The organism is Collinsella aerofaciens, assembly GCF_039062365.1.
GTDB lineage: Bacteria > Actinomycetota > Coriobacteriia > Coriobacteriales > Coriobacteriaceae > Collinsella.
Genome location: NZ_JBCJBI010000001.1, coordinates 34,412 through 50,367 on the forward strand (window position 1 = coordinate 34,412; position 15,956 = coordinate 50,367).

The window sequence follows — 15,956 nt, forward strand, 5'->3', positions numbered from 1 at the left end:
TTACTCACCATCGTTTTCATGCAATTTCGCAGCAATATCATCGAGCAGGGACGCGGCCTCTGTGGAGGCGGTTCTCCAGCTCCCTATCGTTTCCTCGATGCTTCTATCGTCAGTGTTTTCATCATCGGAGGGCTTCACGTACAGAGGGATGGAGAGCGAGAAAGCGTTGTCCTCGATCTTACTAAACGATGCGTGGGATGAGAAACCTTCGATGTCTTCGTCAGATCGGTAAGCCTCGACGATTCTCTGGATGTGTCGAGGCTCAAGGTAGCTTTGCGCGTTCTTGCGGGTTACCTCGGCAGAGGCGTCCACGAACAGTATCTCCTTGCGCCGGTTCGGCGCTTTCTCGCTGCGGCAGATGAGGATGCAGGCCTCCATGGGCGAGTTGAAGAAGAGGTTTGCACCGAGTCCGATGACTGCCTCGACGAGATCGCTTCTCACGAGCTTTTCGCGCATCTCCGATTCCTCGTTACGGAAGAGTACGCCGTGGGGGAGAAGTATGGCGCACCTGCCGCTCTTCGGGTCCATGCTCTTGAGGATGTGTTGGATGAAGGCATAGTCGGCTCGTCCCTGCGGGGGCGTGCCGAGGAAGTTGCGGCCATAGGGGTCGGATGCGAACGACTCGCGATCCCACTGTTTGATGGAGTAGGGAGGATTGGCGAGCACCATGTCGAAGGTGCGCAGCTTGCCCGCTTCGAGGAAGGTGGGGTGACGCAGTGTGTCGTCGTTGGCGATTTCGAAGTCCTCGACGCCGTGAAGGAACAGATTCATACGGCCGATGGCGGATGAGAGCTGGTTGATCTCCTGCCCGTAGACGTGGACGTTGCGCCATTCCTCCCCGTGCTGCTTGAGATGGGCGATGGCGGAGATGAGCATGCCGGCACTGCCGCAGGTGGGGTCGTAGATGGACTCGCCCGGCCTGGGTTGAAGGATCTCGGTCATCAGGTGGACGACCGTGCGGTTGGTATAGAACTCCTGGGCCGTGTGCCCCGAGTCGTCTGCGAACTTCTTGATCAGGTACTCGTAACCCTGGCCGAGCTCGTCTTCAGGGCAGTTGGCGATGGACAAAGTCTTGGCGCTGAAGTGTTCGATCAGGTCTTTGAGCAGACGATCGGGAAGGCGCTTCTTGTTGGTCCAGGCAGCGTCACCGAAGATGCCCCGCAACTTGGAGTCGTTGGCCGCCTCTATGGCGCGAAAGGCGTCGACGATGGCCTTGCCGACGTTCTCAGTGGTTTCTCGGATATCGGCCCAATGGGCACCGTCGGGAATGGCGAAGCTGTGGTTCTCGGGCAGGGCTGCGAACTCTTCGTCGCCGCCAGAGGCCTTCAGGGCCTCGTCGGTTTCCTCATCGTAGACGTCGGAGAGGCGTTTGAAGAATAGCAACGGGAAGATGTACTGCTTGTACGATCCGGCGTCGATGTAGGTACGGAGCAGCACTGCCGCGTTCCACAGATGGTTGTTGAGCTCCTCCTGGGGGATTCTACTTTCCATCGACGTAACCTCCCTTCACGAGGAGATCGAGGAACTTCTCCTCCGACTCTCTTGTATTCTGGATGAGGTCGTAGAAGCGTTTTCTGGTCTCTGCCGGTGGCTCGACCTTCTCGCGTTTCCTCTCGATGTAGTTGTTCGCCGAGAGTACGTATCCCTCGCGCTCGATGTCGGCGAGTGTTGCGATGGCGCATTTCTCGATGACGGGTTCATAGGAGCGGTAGAGGGAGAGCATCTCCCGTGCGTCCTCTTCCGAGATCATGTTCTGCGCACGCTGGGCGGTGAAGATCTTGCTGCCGTCGATAATGCAAACGCGTCCCTGGTGCTCGGTGGACTTCTCGTTTCTGAGGAACAGCACGCAAGCAGATACGCCGGTGCTGTAGAAGACTCCGCTTGCGAGCGCGATAACGGCTTCAACCTTGTCCGACTTGATAAGCTCCTTGCGTATGGCACCCTCTTTGCCGCCATGGAACAGCGCTCCTTGGGGTAGAACTACGGCGCAACGGCCGTTCTTCTTGTCCATGGAGCAGACCATGTGTTGCACCCAGGCGAAGTCTGCCGATTTGTCGGTGGGAACGCCCCAGACGTTACGGCCCCACGGATCCGAGGCAAACTCATCAGAGCCCCAGTTCTTAAGGGAGAACGGAGGGTTCGCAAGGACGCAGTCGAAGGTTTTGAGCACATTGCCGTCGCGGAAGGCGGGCTCGCGCAAGGTGTCGCCCTGGGCAACGCGGAAGTCCTTCGCGCCGTGAAGGTAGAGGTTCATTCGCGCTATAGCGGACGTGCTGAGGTTCTTCTCCTGGCCGTAGAGCTTGCCGTAGGCGAGCTTTGAGTTGTCCATTTGCCGGACGGCCTCGATGAGCATGCCGCCCGTGCCGCATGCTGGGTCGTAGACGGTCTCGCCGGGCTTCGGCTCAAGCAGGGAGACCATCAACTTGACGATCTCGCGTGGGGTATAGAACTCGCCGGCGTTCTTCTTCTGCATATCGGCGAACTTCTTGATCAGGTATTCGTAGGCGTCGCCCATCATGTCGGCGCTATAGTTCCTGTTGCCGAACTTCTTTGCTGAGAAGTGCTCGACGAGGTCCTTCAGGCGCTCGTCGGAGAGCTTGCCCTTGTCCGTCCAGCTTGCATCGTCGAAACTGCTGAAAAGGCCGCTGAGGGTGTCGGGGTTGGCGCGCTCGATGCCTACCATGGCGTCGACGATTGCCTTGCCGACGTTCGCTCCGGTGTCGCGGACGTCCTGCCAATGGCAACCCTCTGGTACCTCGAAGCTGTGGTTCTCGGGTAGGGCGGCGTAATCCTCGTCGCCTCCTGAAAACTCCAGGGCATCGGCGGTCTCCTCGTCGTAGACATCGGAGATTCGCTTGAAGAAGAGCAACGGCGTGATGTAGCTCTTGTACTCGTCTTGGTTGATGGGGCCGCGCAGGATATCGCAGGCCCCAAGCAGGTGGTTTCCCAGTTCGGATTTGCTTATCGGTTCTTCTGGCATTCAGGTACCTATGAGCTCAAAAAATGAAATTACAGCTCTAGTGATTATACCGTCATATTTGTCATGGTAAATCTCCTGCGCATCGTCGTTCATTCAGACGGTCTTCGGTTGTAAATCACAATTTGTCGAGATGTTCGAGGGCAAAGAATATCCGAGCAGCCGCCTTTCGACTCTCGTGTCGTCGATGAGAAACGGCCTGTCTCCATCGAAGTCAGGATCGCATCGTTCGAAGGTTCTTACTCTATCCGCCATAACCCAGGGGCGCTTCGACTCGTCAGCGTGGAAAGACGGCTTCTTTTCGGAGGAACCTCCTGCCGATAAGTGCGTCTCAAATGAAGATTTCTATGTTTGCCGGGGCAATGGAAACAAGCATCTGGTTGGAACAGGCGAATACTCAAATGTACCAATGAAAGATATGGTTTTCCCTGACACAATGATCGCGGCAAGGATTAAACAAGAGCAAATCATCTTGCCTTATTTACGGTGTGCTTGGAATCAGCTTTCGACTCGCAAGCAAATCGAAGCATCGGCGAAAACCACCAACGGAACATTCAAGATCAACCAAACGGCTCTCGGCAATATCAAGCTTCTTGTTCCGCCTCTCGAGCTCCAGCAGGAGTTCGCCGACTTTGCCACCTCGGTCGACAAATCGAAATTTAAGTTAGGTATCTGCGGTGGGATGCTTTGACGTTTCGTTGGTCAACCATTGCGTACCTTAATGTGGTATCAATTTTTTTATGCCCGAGGAGCACCTGGACTTGTTCGATGGGCATGCCTTTGTCGATTGCTTTTGTAGCAAGTGTTCTTCTGAACTTATGAGGGTGGACCCTTCCTAAATCAAGCTCGCGCCCCAGTTTTCTAAGCAGCGCCTCGACGCCGCCAATTTGTAGCCTCTCATGTGGCGCCTTGCTCGACACGAAGAGTGCTTCCGAGCTGTCCATTCGGGTTGACAGGTAATTCTCAATATGGACTTTAGTCTTTGCGTCAAAATAGACGATGCGGTCCTTATTTCCCTTGCCGTGTACGATGCACTCACGATTGATGGTGTCGATGGAGCTCCTGTCCAACGAGACGAGTTCGCCCACGCGCATGCCCGTGGAGCGCAACAGGTCGATCAGGGCAAGGTTTCGGGGCGACCCGCAGTTATCGCAAAGAATCTCAACGACTTCATCGCTATATGTTTCCTTTATGGGTTGCGGAGCCTTGACTCTTTTAATGCGTCTAACCGGGCTCTTAATGATATGGTCCTCGTCTTCGAGCCATGAGTAGAAGCTTGAGATGATTCTTCGGACATTGTCGACGGTGACGCGACTGACGCCGGCTTTTTGCTGATAGTCGGAAAGATAGGACCTGATCTCTTCGGTTCCAAGGTCGCAAGCTGGCGTATCGAATGATTCAAGCATTTTATTGATGGTGGTTTCGTAGTAGGAGATGGTCCTATCCGAGCAGCCTTCGAGGCGTTTTGCAGACAGAAATAGATCTAGGAATGATTCGCTTTCACCGTCGCGGCCGTCTTCAGCTAGTTGGCTTTCATCGAAAAGGCAGTGCGATAAAACCTTTTTGAGCTGGCGGTTCTGCTGCGTGGTCAGGTAGGGGAGCATGAGGCGGGTAATTTCTCTGGCTGTTTTCGTGAGGTCCATGGCGGCGTCCTTCCTTGCGTGGTGGGTGGCGCTATTTTCTTTTGTTTACCCGTGCGTTATGGAAGGGATGCCGGGTGGCACTTCCGCTAGGCAGTGTCAAGGGGGCCCGTGAAAGCCCGCACGGACCTCTGCATCACTCCGGCGCGGCTTTGCCTACAGAGTGAGATGCTCAGGAGCGTTTTCTTAGCGGGGGATGTCTTTCGGATTCTTTTGATGGGGATGTGGAAACACTGATGAAGTTTACGAATTGAGCGAGAGCGAGGGGTTCACTCTGTGTTCATCGCCTCTCCTGTGCGGGTGGATGGTGCTGGCGGTTGTTTGAGATTGCGGTCACATCGACGGGGTTGGGCGGGGTCGATACAAGGCGAGCACGCCCCATGTCGTTTTGGTGGATGCATCTTTGTTGGCGGAGCGCTTGATAAGTCTACGCAGAAGCGCGGAGAAGATCCTCTAGCATCGGGTCTACTCCGGCTGCGATTATGCCCTCGATCAAGAGCTGGGCGTGGAATCGACCAACTGTCCATGTGATATATGAAAGCGTCTAACAAGCGCGCTCGTTGATATCAAATGCAGCTTTGCTTAGAACGATTGCCTCTGCGATGTCGGCAAATTCGTCGTGATCTCCCCATGTCTTACAGGCTTGTATCATGCCCTGGTCGATAGCATCCATAACAAAGGCGCCGGACCCGTCCGCAACGCACGCGCCGTCGGCAAACAGCTTCCAGCTGGACGGCTCGCGCGAATCGTTTCCGAGCAGCTTGATCTGCGGTACGTGCGGGTCGCCGGCGGTGCAGAGCTCTTCCTCGAGCACCTGCACGGTAAAGCGCATCTGGTGGGAGAGGCTGCTCTTGACCATGGCCGAGGCATAGCCGTTCGGCTTGTCCAGAAGATGCATTCGTTTTGGTTTGACGACCAGGTTGTGGAAGTTGCGCTCGCTGCGCACAGAGAAATTGTCCATACGGACTCCTTTCATCGATGTTGGCAGGGCCACCGTGCCTCTTGGCCGGTTGGCGTCGGGATCGTGGAGCCAACTCTCTACCCCGACTCTGGATAAAACGCGCCCGCTCCTTGCGGGCAAGAGGAAGTCTATCAACGTGTACGGACAGAAATCAAGCGCCGCCTGCTAAATGACGCGTGAACGGCGTTGGTTCCCAAGTGATTATTCGGCTTTCATCCGGAAAAGTGTCGAAATAGGCACCTTAAAACTTCGGAAAAGTGTCAAATTCGATAGGCAAATTATCCGGAAAAGTGTAGCTGGATGACAAAACAGCACTTAGAAGCCGGTGCTGGATGCGGGATCCTGCGGCCGCCTTCAGCTCTCGCTACTCGTCGTCTCCGTCGTTGGGGTCGCCCTTGAGGGTGTTGATGTCCAGGTACTCGTCATCGTTCTCTTTTTGCTGGGTCTCCGACTCCGCTTGGGTGGGGCCGCGGAACAGCTGGAATCCCTCAAACGCAATGGCGCCGAGCAGGGCAATGACAATGGCGATAAAGGCAACCTTGACTGCCTGCGGAAATTCCGAGAAACGCAGCGCCTTTTCCTCGGCGTAATAATCGGCGAAGCGCTCTTCGCCCGTGCTTTTGGTATACGCCGGCGCGGACGCGGCCTCCGGGTCATATTCCGGTGCAGGCGTGGCGGCGTACGGATCGTTGAGATAATCGCTCGATGCGGTGCCATAATCCTCGGTCTCGATGCGACCGGTGCCAGCATAGCCATCGGAATAATCGGAATATGCTGCACCGCCCTCATAGTCCGCGGCGCTCGTGTTGGCGGCAAAAAGCGGGTTAACTGGAACGTCGAGCGCCGGCATGCCGGTAGAGGTCTCATCCAGATCGGCTGCAGCCCAGGAATCGTAGGCAACCTGACGGGCAACGGGCTCATCGAGCCTTGTGACCGGAGGCTTGCGTGCCGCAGGAACAGGCAACTGCTGTGCGCTGTACATAACGGTGCTGTCGGCCGATTTGCCCTGCGTCGCTGCTGCGAGAAATGCCGCCGTCTCGGACGGGTCGCTTGCGGGGCGGGGAGCGGGCGTGGGCGCCGAAGTGGGTGCGGGCGTAGGCGCGGGCGTCGAAACAGGCGACTGCGCAGGAGTCGGCGCAGGTGCGGACTTAGGCGTAAGTGCGGGATTGGGGCTTGACGGGCGAGCCCCGCCGCCGCCCATGAGTTCGTCGGCGGTCCACGGGCGATCATCCATCACGTCGTCAAGGCTCAGCGAAAACAGGTCGTCTTCACCCTCATCGAACATGCGGTGCACATGTCCACCAATTGCCGGAATCAATCCGCGACCGGTGCATGATGCCTTGCTCAACGCCATTCTGTTCCATCCTTTCGAAATACTAATGACATCGATTATATGGAACTTCCCAAGCGGCTCGGTCTTGGATTCGTGCTTTCCAGAACTCGCGCCCAAAAGGGGAGGGCAATCCAGGCGAGTGCCTACTTGTCGCCGGCCGCCGCCTTGGCCTCATTGAGGTAGCTATAGAAGCTGTACTTGGAGATGCCAAAGAACTCACAGGCACGCTCGCTCGACTTGGAAATGAGGAAGGCGCCGCGACGGTCGAGGTAGCCAATGGCACGAATGCGCTCGTCTTTGGTCATGAGCGCCGCGGGCTTGCCCACAAACTGCTCGCACTCGTGCAGCAGGTCCTCGAGCAGGTCGCCGATGTTCTTGGTAATGGGCTCGGGCTCGGTGTAGCCCGTGCCACCGGTGCCGGTAAAGGCGTCGAGCGAACGCTCAAAAGCCTTCATGAGCGTAATGTCAAAGTTGATGCCCAAAATGCCGACGGGCTTGCCCTCGTCGTTGCGGATAAAGATCGTCGACGATTTGAGCAGCTTGCCATCGGTGGTTTTGGTGAGGTATGGCTCGCGGTCGTGCACGTCGGTGGTGCCCTCGTGCATGGACTCAAACACAATATGGCTGGGGCCGTCACCCAGTTTGCGCCCGCTGACGTGGCCGTTTTCGATCACTACGATGGAGTGGTCCACGTCTTCGGTCTCCAGATCGTGGACGACGACTTCGCAGTTGGGACCAAATTGGAGCGCCAGTCCGTGTGCGAGGCGCTTGTAAAACTCAATCTGTGCGGGGGTCATGGGTGCCTTCCTAAAAATTAGTTTGGGCACACTTTGCCATAAACCACACCTGTTCGCAAACAAATACATAGACAGGCTAATTGGTGACCGTTCGGCGGCGAAAAGGTACCGATTACGGCAACAAACAATTTGTTAGGTTTGCCAATCAAAAAGTGTGATAGAACAGTGCTAACAAACTTTTTGTTTGGCATCCACATAAAAGTTCAGCCGAGTGAATGGGATCGGGCTGAAACGCGTATGCGGGGGCCGGCAAGAGAGAACTTAAGGAGTTCACCGTATGGCCGATAAGATCCAGTGGGCGAGCAACACGATGCCCAAGAGCGATGACAAGCACTTGGGAATCATGAGTCTCGACCACGTGAAGAAGGCCCGCGCCTTCCACCAGTCGTTCCCCCAGTACACCGTCACTCCGCTTGCCCGCCTGGACGGCCAGGCCGCGCGCCTGGGCCTGTCCAACCTGTGCGTTAAGGACGAGAGCTATCGCTTTGGCCTCAACGCCTTTAAGGTCCTGGGCGGCTCGTTTGCCATGGCCAACTACATTGCCGACGAGACCGGCAAGGACGTTGCCGACTGCACCTTCGATTACCTGACCTCCGATCAGCTGGCCGAGGACTTTGGCCAGGCTACCTTCTTTACCGCCACCGACGGCAACCATGGCCGCGGCGTGGCATGGGCTGCCAACAAGCTGGGCCAGAAGGCCGTCGTGCACATGCCCAAGGGTTCCACCAAGCCCCGCTTCGATAACATCGCCGCCGAGGGCGCCACGGTGACCATCGAAGAGGTCAACTACGACGAGTGCGTGCGCATGGCCGCCGCCGAGGCCGACGCCTGCGAGCGCGGCGTTATCGTTCAGGACACCGCCTGGGAGGGCTACGAGAAGATTCCGTCCTGGATCATGGAGGGTTACGGCACCATGGCCTCCGAGGCTGCCGAGCAGCTGCGTGAGATGGCCATCAACCGCCCGACGCACGTGTTTGTCCAGGCTGGCGTGGGTTCGCTCGCTGGCGCCGTGGTGGGCTACTTCACCAACCTGTATCCCGATAACCCGCCCACCTTCGTCGTGGTTGAGTGCGCGCCTGCCGCCTGCCTGTACAAGGGCGCTGCCGCCGGCGACGGCGACCCGCGCATCGTGGACGGCGACATGCCCTCCATCATGGCCGGCCTGTGCTGCGGCGAACCCAACATCCTGGGCTGGGATATCCTGCGCAACCACACCACCGCCTTCGTGTCCTGCCCCGACTGGGTCACCGCTCGCGGCATGCGGACCCTGGGCGCTCCCGAGAAGGGCGACCCGCGCGTCATCTCCGGCGAGTCCGGCGCTGTGACCACCGGCCTGGTCGAGACCCTCATGCTCGATCCCGAGTACGCCGAGCTCAAGGAACTCATCGGCCTGGACAAGACGAGCTCCGTGCTCTGCTTCTCCACCGAGGGCGACACCGATCCCGACCAGTATCGCCGCATTGTTTGGGAAGGCGAATATCCCACTTGCTAATCGTTGGGGCGGAGTAAATAGGTATCGCTCCGCCACCTCACAGGTAGATTCCTTCGTTTGAAAGGTTATGAACAATGGCTAAAGAACTCGATTTCGACGCTATCAAGGCTGCTGCTGAGTCTCACCGCGCCGATATGACTCGCTTCCTGCGCGCTATGATCTCCCATCCCTCTGAGTCTTGCGAGGAGGGTGAGGTTGTCGCCTGCATCAAGGCCGAGATGGAGAACCTTGGCTATGACGAGGTCAAGGTCGATGGCCTGGGCAACGTCATGGGCTTTATGGGCGAGGGCGACAAGATCATCGCCATCGACTCCCACATCGACACCGTCGGCATCGGCAACATCGAGAACTGGGATGCCGATCCCTATGAGGGCTACGAGACCGACGAGATCATCTACGGCCGCGGCGGCTCCGACCAGGAGGGCGGCATGGCTTCTGCTACCTACGCTGCCAAGATGATGAAGGACATGGGCCTCATCCCCGAGGGCTACAAGATCATGGTCGTCGGCACCGTCCAGGAAGAGGACTGCGACGGCATGTGCTGGCAGTACATCTACAACAAGGATGGCATTAAGCCCGAGTTCGTCATTTCCACCGAACCCACCGACGGCGGCATCTATCGCGGTCACCGCGGCCGCATGGAGATCCGCGTCGACGTTCACGGTACCTCCTGCCACGGCTCCGCTCCCGACCGCGGCGACAACGCCATCTACAAGATGGCCGACATCATCGCCGACGTCCGCGCCCTCAACAACAACGGCTGCGACGAGTCGACCGACATCAAGGGTCTCGTCAAGATGCTCGACCCCAAGTACAATCCCGAGCACTTCGAGGATGCCCGCTTCCTGGGCCGCGGCACCTGCACCGTCAGCCAGATCTTCTACACCAGCCCCAGCCGCTGCGCCGTGGCCGACTCCTGCGCCATCTCCATCGACCGTCGTATGACCGCCGGTGAGACCTGGGAGTCCTGCCTGGACGAGATCCGCAACCTGCCGGCAGCCAAGAAGTACGGTGACGACGTGAAGGTCTCCATGTACATGTACGACCGTCCGTCCTGGACCGGCGAGGTCTACGAGACCGAGGCTTACTTCCCCACGTGGATCAACAAGGAGACCGCTCCGCACGTCAAGGCCCTCGTCGACGCCCACAAGGCCATGTTTGGTGACGAGCGCATCGGCTGCGAGCCCAGCATGGACAAGCGCACCGGTCGCCCGCTGTGCGACAAGTGGACCTTCTCCACGAACTGCGTCTCCATCCAGGGCCGTTACGGCATCCCCTGCGTGGGCTTTGGCCCGGGTGCCGAGTCTCAGGCTCACGCCCCCAACGAGGTCACCTACAAGGATGACCTGGTCACCGCTGCCGCCATGTACGTGGCTGCCCTGAACCTCTACGATCCGAGCCAGGCCGATGGCGACGCCACCGTGTTCCGCGCCGGTCTGACCAACAACAAGATCGATTAGTCCCATTCCTCGATTTTGTTGAGCCGGGGGCCGCTCGTGTCCCCGGCGCTCCCTGTTGACTTGGGGCCCGCGGTCGTTATCTCCCATGCTTCCTCAACGGTGGCGGGTCCTCGTCATGGTGCTCTGCATGTTCTAGCCACACGCGCATGCCGGAGCACATCTACTCATTGCGATCGTTTCATCTTTAGAAAGGACATTTCCATGGACGCTAAGTTTACCGAGCTCGTCGAGCAGCTGAACGGCCTCGATTTTAAGGGCATGTACGGCAGCGACTTCCTGCACACCTGGGACAAGACCACCGATGAGCTCAAGGCTCTCTACATCGTCGCCGACGCCCTGCGCGAGCTGCGTGAGAACAACGTTTCGTCCAAGATCTTCGACTCGGGCCTGGCCGTCTCCCTGTTCCGCGACAACTCCACCCGTACGCGTTTCTCTTTCTCTAAGGCCGCCAACCTGCTCGGCCTTGAGCTGCAGGACCTGGACGAGAAGAAGTCCCAGATCGCCCACGGCGAGACCGTCCGCGAGACCGCTACCATGATCTCCTTCATGGCCGACGTCATCGGCATCCGCGATGACATGTACATCGGCAAGGGCGATGCCTACATGGCCGAGGTCTCCGAGTCCGTGCAACAGGCCTACGAGGATGGCGTTCTGGATCACCGTCCCACGCTCATCTCTCTGCAGTCCGATTCCGACCACCCCACGCAGTCCTCTGCCGACATGCTCTACCTCATCAACGAGTTTGGCGGCCTCGAGAACCTTAAGGGCAAGAAGGTTGCCGTCACCTGGGCCTATTCGCCCTCTTACGGCAAGCCGTTGTCCTGCCCGCAGTCGCTGATCAGCCTGCTGCCCCGCTTTGGCATGGACGTCACCCTGGCTCACCCCGAGGGCTACGACCTCATGCCCGAGGTCGTCGAGCGCGCCAAGAGCTATGCCGCCGAGTCCGGCACCACCTTTAAGCAGGTCAACACCATGGCCGAGGCCTTCGAGGGCGCCGACATCGTGATCCCCAAGAGCTGGGCTCCGTTTGCCGCCATGGAGAAGCGCACCAACCTGTACGCCGAGGGCGACGACGCCGGCATCGCAGCGCTCGAGAAGGAGCTGCTCGCCCAGAACGCCACCCATCAGGACTGGTGCTCCACGACCGAGCTCATGGAGAAGACCGCCAACGGCCAGGACACCATCTTTATGCACCCGCTGCCCGCCGACATCTCCGGTGTCTCCTGCGAGCACGGCGAGGTTAACGCCGACGTCTTCGACATGCACCGTGTGGGCATGTACAAGGAGGCCAGCTACAAGCCGTACGCCATCGCAGCCATGATGTTCCTGCAGAAGGTTGCCGATCCCGCCGCTACCCTCAAGGCCCTCGACGAGCGCAATACCGCCCGTTGGTTCCAGGCCTAAAGCCGGGTTGAGGTAAGCCATGTAAAGGGGGCGCTCTGCCAACCGGCGGGGTGCCCCTTTTTTGCATCGCGGGCGTGCGGGATAAGCGCTTTCGATGTGGATGCCCGCGGCGCGAGTTATGGGTACGATGGTTTCAGGGGAGGTATCACCATGAAACTTGGATGCGTCATTATGGCTTCGGGCGAGGGCAAGCGGTTTGGCTCTAACAAGATGCTTGCCGATATCTATGGCGAGCCGCTGATTGCCCGGACCATCGATTCGGTTCCCCGGGGCTTTGACGTCGTGGTTTCGACGCGTTGGCCCGAGGTCGCTCAGATTTGCGAGGACAAGCATTGCCCGTGCGTGCTGCACGATGGCGAGCTGCGCAGCGAAAGCGTCCGTGCGGGCCTTTCGTGGGGAGTCGAACGCAACTGGAAAGGTTGCCTCTTTTTGCCGGGCGACCAGCCGCTCGTGAGTTCGGATTCTTTTGAGGCTATGGTTCGTGCATTTGACGAGCGTGGCCGCAAACATCCGGTGCGTCTTGCGTGCAACGGTGAGCCTTCGAGCCCGGTGCTCTTTCCGGCGGAACTGTTCGATGCACTTATGTGTCTTGAGGGCAAGGACGGCGGGGGCTCGATTCTCAAAGGTCGCGCCGACGTTGCGCTGGTCGAGGCGCGTGCCTACGAGCTGTGGGACGTCGATACCGTCAAGGGACAGCGACGCATAACGGAGCATATTGCCGCCTGCTCGTATTTTGATCGCGTGGCCGACTGCATCAATCAATAAGGAGCAATTATGATCATCATCAAAAACGGCGCGCTCGTGACGCCACAGGGGCTTCGCCGCGCCGATCTTGCCATGGAGGGCGATAAGATCGTGCGGATTGCCGCGGCGATTGAGCCGGGCGAGGGCGATACCGTCGAGGACGCCGCGGGCTGCTGGGTATTCCCCGGCTTTATCGACGGCCACACGCACATGCAGTGCTGGACTGGCATGGATTGGACAGCGGATAGCTTTGAGACCGGTACGCGTGCGGCTGCCTGCGGCGGTACGACGACCATCGTGGACTACGCGACGGCCGATCGCGGCGTGACCATGCCCGATGCCTTGGCCGAGTGGCATCGCCGCGCCGACGGAACCTGCACGGCAAACTACGCGTTTCATATGGCACTCGCCGAGTGGAATGAGCGCAACCGCGCCGATCTTTCGGCCATGCGTGAGGCGGGCGTGTCGTCGTTTAAGACCTACTTTGCCTACGACCATCTGCGCCTGGACGATGCCGAGACGCTCGAGGTGCTGGAGGAGCTCAAGCGCGTGGGCGGTATCCTGTGCGTGCATTGCGAGAACGGTACGCTGGTGAATGATCTGCAGAAGCGCGTGTACGAGCAGGGGATTCATGGGCCCGAGGGGCATGCGCTCAGCCGTCCGGACGTGTGCGAGGGTGAGGCCGTGAGCCGCCTGCTGTATCTGGCGCACCTGGCCGGCGACGCTCCGGTCAACGTGGTGCACCTTTCGACCAAGCTGGGGCTCGAGGCCATCCGTGCTGCCAAAGCGCGCGGGCAGAAGAATATCTATGTCGAGACCTGCCCCCAGTATCTGATGCTCGACGACACCTGTTATCTGGAGCAGGGCGAGGACGGCTTTGCGGGCGCCAAGTATGTGATGAGCCCGCCGCTGCGCCATGCCGGTGACCGTGCCGCGCTGCGCGAGGCGCTTGTGGCCGGCGAGATCGATACTATCGCCACCGACCACTGCAGCTTTAACCTGCACGGGCAAAAGGACCGCGGGCGTGACGATTTCCGCGCGATTCCCAACGGCGGGCCCGGCGTGGAGCATCGTCCCGTCGCGATTGCCACGAGCTTTGAGGGCCAGCTGGGCCCCGAGGACCTCTGCCGCTTGATGAGCGAGAACCCGGCGCGCGTCTTTGGCATGTATCCGCGCAAGGGCTGTCTTGCCGAGGGCTCCGATGCCGACGTGTGCGTGTGGGATCCCCGGGCGCGCTGGACCATTCGCGCGGCGACGCAGCATCAGGCCGTGGACTACACGCCGCTCGAGGGTTTTGAGGCACATGGCCGCGCCAAGGCCGTGTTTGTGAACGGCGTGCTGGTGGCACGCGACGGCGAGCCCACCGGAGCCCAACCCGGCCGCTACGTGCCTCGCTAGCAGGGGGAGTGCCGGACCCCCTCCGCAGTTGCGGTGAAATACGGACTGTTTGCGGCCGTCATACGGCCAAACAGTCCGTATTTCACCGCAACTGACGAGATGGGGCCGGCTACTTGAGGCTGGTGGCGATGAGGGGGCGGTTGAGGGCTGCCTCGAAGCGATCTGCCATTGTGGGGTCGCTGAGCGTGTCGGCTTGGTTGAGCATGATGCGGGCATTGTTGAGGTTCAGCATCCGCAGCTCGGCATTGAGCACCTGGGCGACGCGCTCTGGGGTGGCAGTGTCGGTGAGCTCGCAGCCGCAACGCTCGCAAAAGAGCTCGGGGCGGTGGACAACCTCGGCGACGGGTTTGCCCAGTCCCGAGGCGCCGACGACCCAGACAACGTTTGCCGTGGCGGCGGGAATTACCGGCTCCCAGGCGGCATGCGCCTTGAGCGGGAGCCGCTTACTGCCGTCCGCCTCGGCCAGGACGTAGTCAAAGCGCTGCGCCAGCTGGTCGAGCGGCTCGGCAGGGGAGGAGAGCTTGCCCGTCTCCGGGTCCAAAATACCCGCCTGGCAGATACTTCCGCGGCTCATGCCAGCGCATGCCTCGCAGGTGCAGCCGGGAACATGCAGGGCCCCCGGCTTCCAAGGCGCGGCGTCCAGACGACGGCCCGACCCGTCCCATGGCACGCCGGCGACGGGGAACATATGCGTGGTGGTGCAGAGGAGCACGCGGTCGCCAGCGCGCATAAGCTCAAGGCCGAGCGTCTTTAGCAAGGTCGACTTGCCGCCGCTGCCGATAATCGCGGTAATGCCCGGCTCGATCCTGAGCGCCGAGGCAAGATTGCCGCTAACCGTTTCCATCTGTTCACCGCCGTATAATACTGTGATAATAAATAATCATCAGAGTAGCGGTCGAACCGCATTTGCTCTGCTCAAACCGTAGCACAGGGAGGTGCCCCGGGAATGCTCGTTTATGTTCGCGGCGCCGGCGATATCGCCACGGGCGTCGCCGCTCGCTTGGTGCGCGCCGGCGTGTCGGTCGTTATGGCCGATATCGCGGTTCCCACGTGCATCCGCCGCACAATCTGTTTTTGTGAAGCCATTCGCCTGGGCGAGGTCGAGGTCGAAGGCATTCGCGCTCGCTTGGCACGGACGGCGGCTGAGGCGCTTGAGATTACCGAGGCTGGAGACGTCGCCGTTGTGGTGGACCCCCAGGCCAAGATGCTCGGCGAACTGAAACCTGCTGCCGTCGTCGACGCGATTCTGGCAAAGCGCAACTTGGGCACCACGCGCGATATGGCGCCTGTCGTCATCGCCGTGGGGCCGGGCTTTACCGCGCCGGTCGATTGCGATGCCGTGGTCGAGACCATGCGCGGGCATTTTCTCGGCCGTGTCATTACCCAAGGTTCGCCCCAGCCCAACACGGGCGTGCCGGGCATGATCGGCGGCTATGGCAAGGAGCGCGTTATCCACAGTCCCGCCGCCGGCGTGTTTCGGTCCGACCGCGCAATCGGCGACATCGTGAGTGCTGGCGATGTGATCGGGTATGCGGGCGATACTCCCATGGTCACGCAGATTGACGGCTGTTTGCGCGGCCTTTTGGCCGACGGCGTTCAGGTGACCGAGGGCTTTAAATGCGCCGACGTCGACCCGCGCGGCGATGCCAGCTATATCAACTATATTTCGGACAAGGCGACGTCGGTCGGCGGCGGCGTGCTCGAGGCGCTCGCCATGCTCACCGGTGTATTCCAGGGATAGGAAATTGCA

Annotated in this window: 14 protein-coding genes and 1 riboswitch; of the genes, 7 read left to right on the forward strand and 7 right to left on the reverse strand. The window is 59.6% G+C overall.

What is annotated here, in order from left to right; all coding sequences use genetic code 11:
• Both ABCN01_RS00165 and ABCN01_RS00170 read right to left on the reverse strand, forming a co-directional pair.
• The gene (locus ABCN01_RS00165; RefSeq protein WP_342996461.1) at nt 1-1,491 is read right to left on the reverse strand and encodes a type I restriction-modification system subunit M; all 1,491 of its coding nucleotides are present in this window, start codon (nt 1,489-1,491) and stop codon (nt 1-3) included.
• Entirely contained in the window at nt 1,481-2,980 is a 1,500-nt protein-coding gene (locus tag ABCN01_RS00170) for a type I restriction-modification system subunit M (RefSeq protein WP_342996460.1), read from the reverse strand. Before ABCN01_RS00170 ends, ABCN01_RS00165 begins: the two co-directional genes overlap by 11 nt.
• A gap of 130 nt (nt 2,981-3,110) precedes the next feature.
• On the opposite strand from ABCN01_RS00170, the gene ABCN01_RS00175 reads away from it, so the two are divergent.
• Complete coding sequence (locus ABCN01_RS00175) at nt 3,111-3,668, forward strand: restriction endonuclease subunit S (RefSeq protein WP_343014134.1); 558 nt, start codon at nt 3,111-3,113, stop codon at nt 3,666-3,668.
• Here ABCN01_RS00175 and xerA read toward each other — a convergent pair.
• The 4 genes from xerA to ABCN01_RS00195 all read right to left on the reverse strand — a co-directional run bounded on the left by xerA (nt 3,637) and on the right by ABCN01_RS00195 (nt 7,708).
• Nucleotides 3,637-4,620, reverse strand: a complete 984-nt coding sequence (xerA, locus tag ABCN01_RS00180; protein WP_342996458.1) for a site-specific tyrosine recombinase/integron integrase — start codon at nt 4,618-4,620, stop codon at nt 3,637-3,639. The two genes, ABCN01_RS00175 and xerA, sit on opposite strands and share 32 nt — an antisense overlap.
• Nucleotides 4,621-5,161: 541 nt before the next feature.
• On the reverse strand, nt 5,162-5,578 hold the full coding sequence (locus ABCN01_RS00185; RefSeq protein WP_342996457.1) for a hypothetical protein: 417 nt from the start codon (nt 5,576-5,578) through the stop codon (nt 5,162-5,164).
• An 8-nt stretch (nt 5,579-5,586) separates the two neighbouring features.
• A riboswitch (SAM riboswitch) is annotated at nt 5,587-5,677 on the reverse strand.
• Between the two features lie 265 nt (nt 5,678-5,942).
• Nucleotides 5,943-6,932: a hypothetical protein gene (locus tag ABCN01_RS00190; protein ID WP_342996456.1), complete on the reverse strand. Its 990-nt coding sequence runs from the start codon at nt 6,930-6,932 to the stop codon at nt 5,943-5,945.
• A 122-nt stretch (nt 6,933-7,054) separates the two neighbouring features.
• On the reverse strand, nt 7,055-7,708 hold the full coding sequence (locus tag ABCN01_RS00195) for a helix-turn-helix transcriptional regulator (protein ID WP_022094290.1): 654 nt from the start codon (nt 7,706-7,708) through the stop codon (nt 7,055-7,057).
• 277 nt (nt 7,709-7,985) lie between these two features.
• Here ABCN01_RS00195 and dpaL point away from each other — a divergent pair, with 277 nt between their 5' ends.
• From dpaL to hydA, 5 genes are all read left to right on the forward strand, one after another.
• Nucleotides 7,986-9,200, forward strand: coding sequence for a diaminopropionate ammonia-lyase (dpaL, locus tag ABCN01_RS00200; protein WP_195239318.1), 1,215 nt, complete (start codon nt 7,986-7,988; stop codon nt 9,198-9,200).
• A 74-nt stretch (nt 9,201-9,274) separates the two neighbouring features.
• Complete coding sequence (locus ABCN01_RS00205; protein ID WP_117821229.1) at nt 9,275-10,660, forward strand: YgeY family selenium metabolism-linked hydrolase; 1,386 nt, start codon at nt 9,275-9,277, stop codon at nt 10,658-10,660.
• A 201-nt stretch (nt 10,661-10,861) separates the two neighbouring features.
• Nucleotides 10,862-12,064, forward strand: a complete 1,203-nt coding sequence (gene ygeW / locus ABCN01_RS00210; RefSeq protein ID WP_195644111.1) for a knotted carbamoyltransferase YgeW — start codon at nt 10,862-10,864, stop codon at nt 12,062-12,064.
• A 150-nt stretch (nt 12,065-12,214) separates the two neighbouring features.
• A complete protein-coding gene (locus ABCN01_RS00215; protein WP_342996455.1) occupies nt 12,215-12,829 on the forward strand; it encodes a nucleotidyltransferase family protein in 615 nt (204 codons plus the stop codon).
• Between the two features lie 9 nt (nt 12,830-12,838).
• On the forward strand, nt 12,839-14,206 hold the full coding sequence (gene hydA, locus ABCN01_RS00220) for a dihydropyrimidinase (RefSeq protein WP_342996454.1): 1,368 nt from the start codon (nt 12,839-12,841) through the stop codon (nt 14,204-14,206).
• Between the two features lie 109 nt (nt 14,207-14,315).
• Here hydA and yqeC read toward each other — a convergent pair whose 3' ends face one another.
• Entirely contained in the window at nt 14,316-15,050 is a 735-nt protein-coding gene (gene yqeC / locus ABCN01_RS00225) for a selenium cofactor biosynthesis protein YqeC (RefSeq protein ID WP_342996453.1), read from the reverse strand.
• Nucleotides 15,051-15,152: 102 nt separating this feature from the next.
• On the opposite strand from yqeC, the gene yqeB reads away from it, so the two are divergent.
• Nucleotides 15,153-15,947, forward strand: coding sequence for a selenium-dependent molybdenum cofactor biosynthesis protein YqeB (gene yqeB, locus ABCN01_RS00230; RefSeq protein ID WP_342996452.1), 795 nt, complete (start codon nt 15,153-15,155; stop codon nt 15,945-15,947).
• The last annotated feature ends 9 nt before the right edge of the window (nt 15,948-15,956 follow it).

Coding starts and splice junctions, on each gene's coding strand:
- ABCN01_RS00165 (WP_342996461.1), bottom strand. CDS start 1,491: ATGGAAAGTAGAATCCCCCAGGAGGAGCTCAACAACCATCTGTGGAAC.
- ABCN01_RS00170 (WP_342996460.1), bottom strand. CDS start 2,980: ATGCCAGAAGAACCGATAAGCAAATCCGAACTGGGAAACCACCTGCTT.
- ABCN01_RS00175 (WP_343014134.1), top strand. CDS start 3,111: ATGTTCGAGGGCAAAGAATATCCGAGCAGCCGCCTTTCGACTCTCGTG.
- xerA (WP_342996458.1), bottom strand. CDS start 4,620: ATGGACCTCACGAAAACAGCCAGAGAAATTACCCGCCTCATGCTCCCC.
- ABCN01_RS00185 (WP_342996457.1), bottom strand. CDS start 5,578: ATGGACAATTTCTCTGTGCGCAGCGAGCGCAACTTCCACAACCTGGTC.
- ABCN01_RS00190 (WP_342996456.1), bottom strand. CDS start 6,932: ATGGCGTTGAGCAAGGCATCATGCACCGGTCGCGGATTGATTCCGGCA.
- ABCN01_RS00195 (WP_022094290.1), bottom strand. CDS start 7,708: ATGACCCCCGCACAGATTGAGTTTTACAAGCGCCTCGCACACGGACTG.
- dpaL (WP_195239318.1), top strand. CDS start 7,986: ATGGCCGATAAGATCCAGTGGGCGAGCAACACGATGCCCAAGAGCGAT.
- ABCN01_RS00205 (WP_117821229.1), top strand. CDS start 9,275: ATGGCTAAAGAACTCGATTTCGACGCTATCAAGGCTGCTGCTGAGTCT.
- ygeW (WP_195644111.1), top strand. CDS start 10,862: ATGGACGCTAAGTTTACCGAGCTCGTCGAGCAGCTGAACGGCCTCGAT.
- ABCN01_RS00215 (WP_342996455.1), top strand. CDS start 12,215: ATGAAACTTGGATGCGTCATTATGGCTTCGGGCGAGGGCAAGCGGTTT.
- hydA (WP_342996454.1), top strand. CDS start 12,839: ATGATCATCATCAAAAACGGCGCGCTCGTGACGCCACAGGGGCTTCGC.
- yqeC (WP_342996453.1), bottom strand. CDS start 15,050: ATGGAAACGGTTAGCGGCAATCTTGCCTCGGCGCTCAGGATCGAGCCG.
- yqeB (WP_342996452.1), top strand. CDS start 15,153: ATGCTCGTTTATGTTCGCGGCGCCGGCGATATCGCCACGGGCGTCGCC.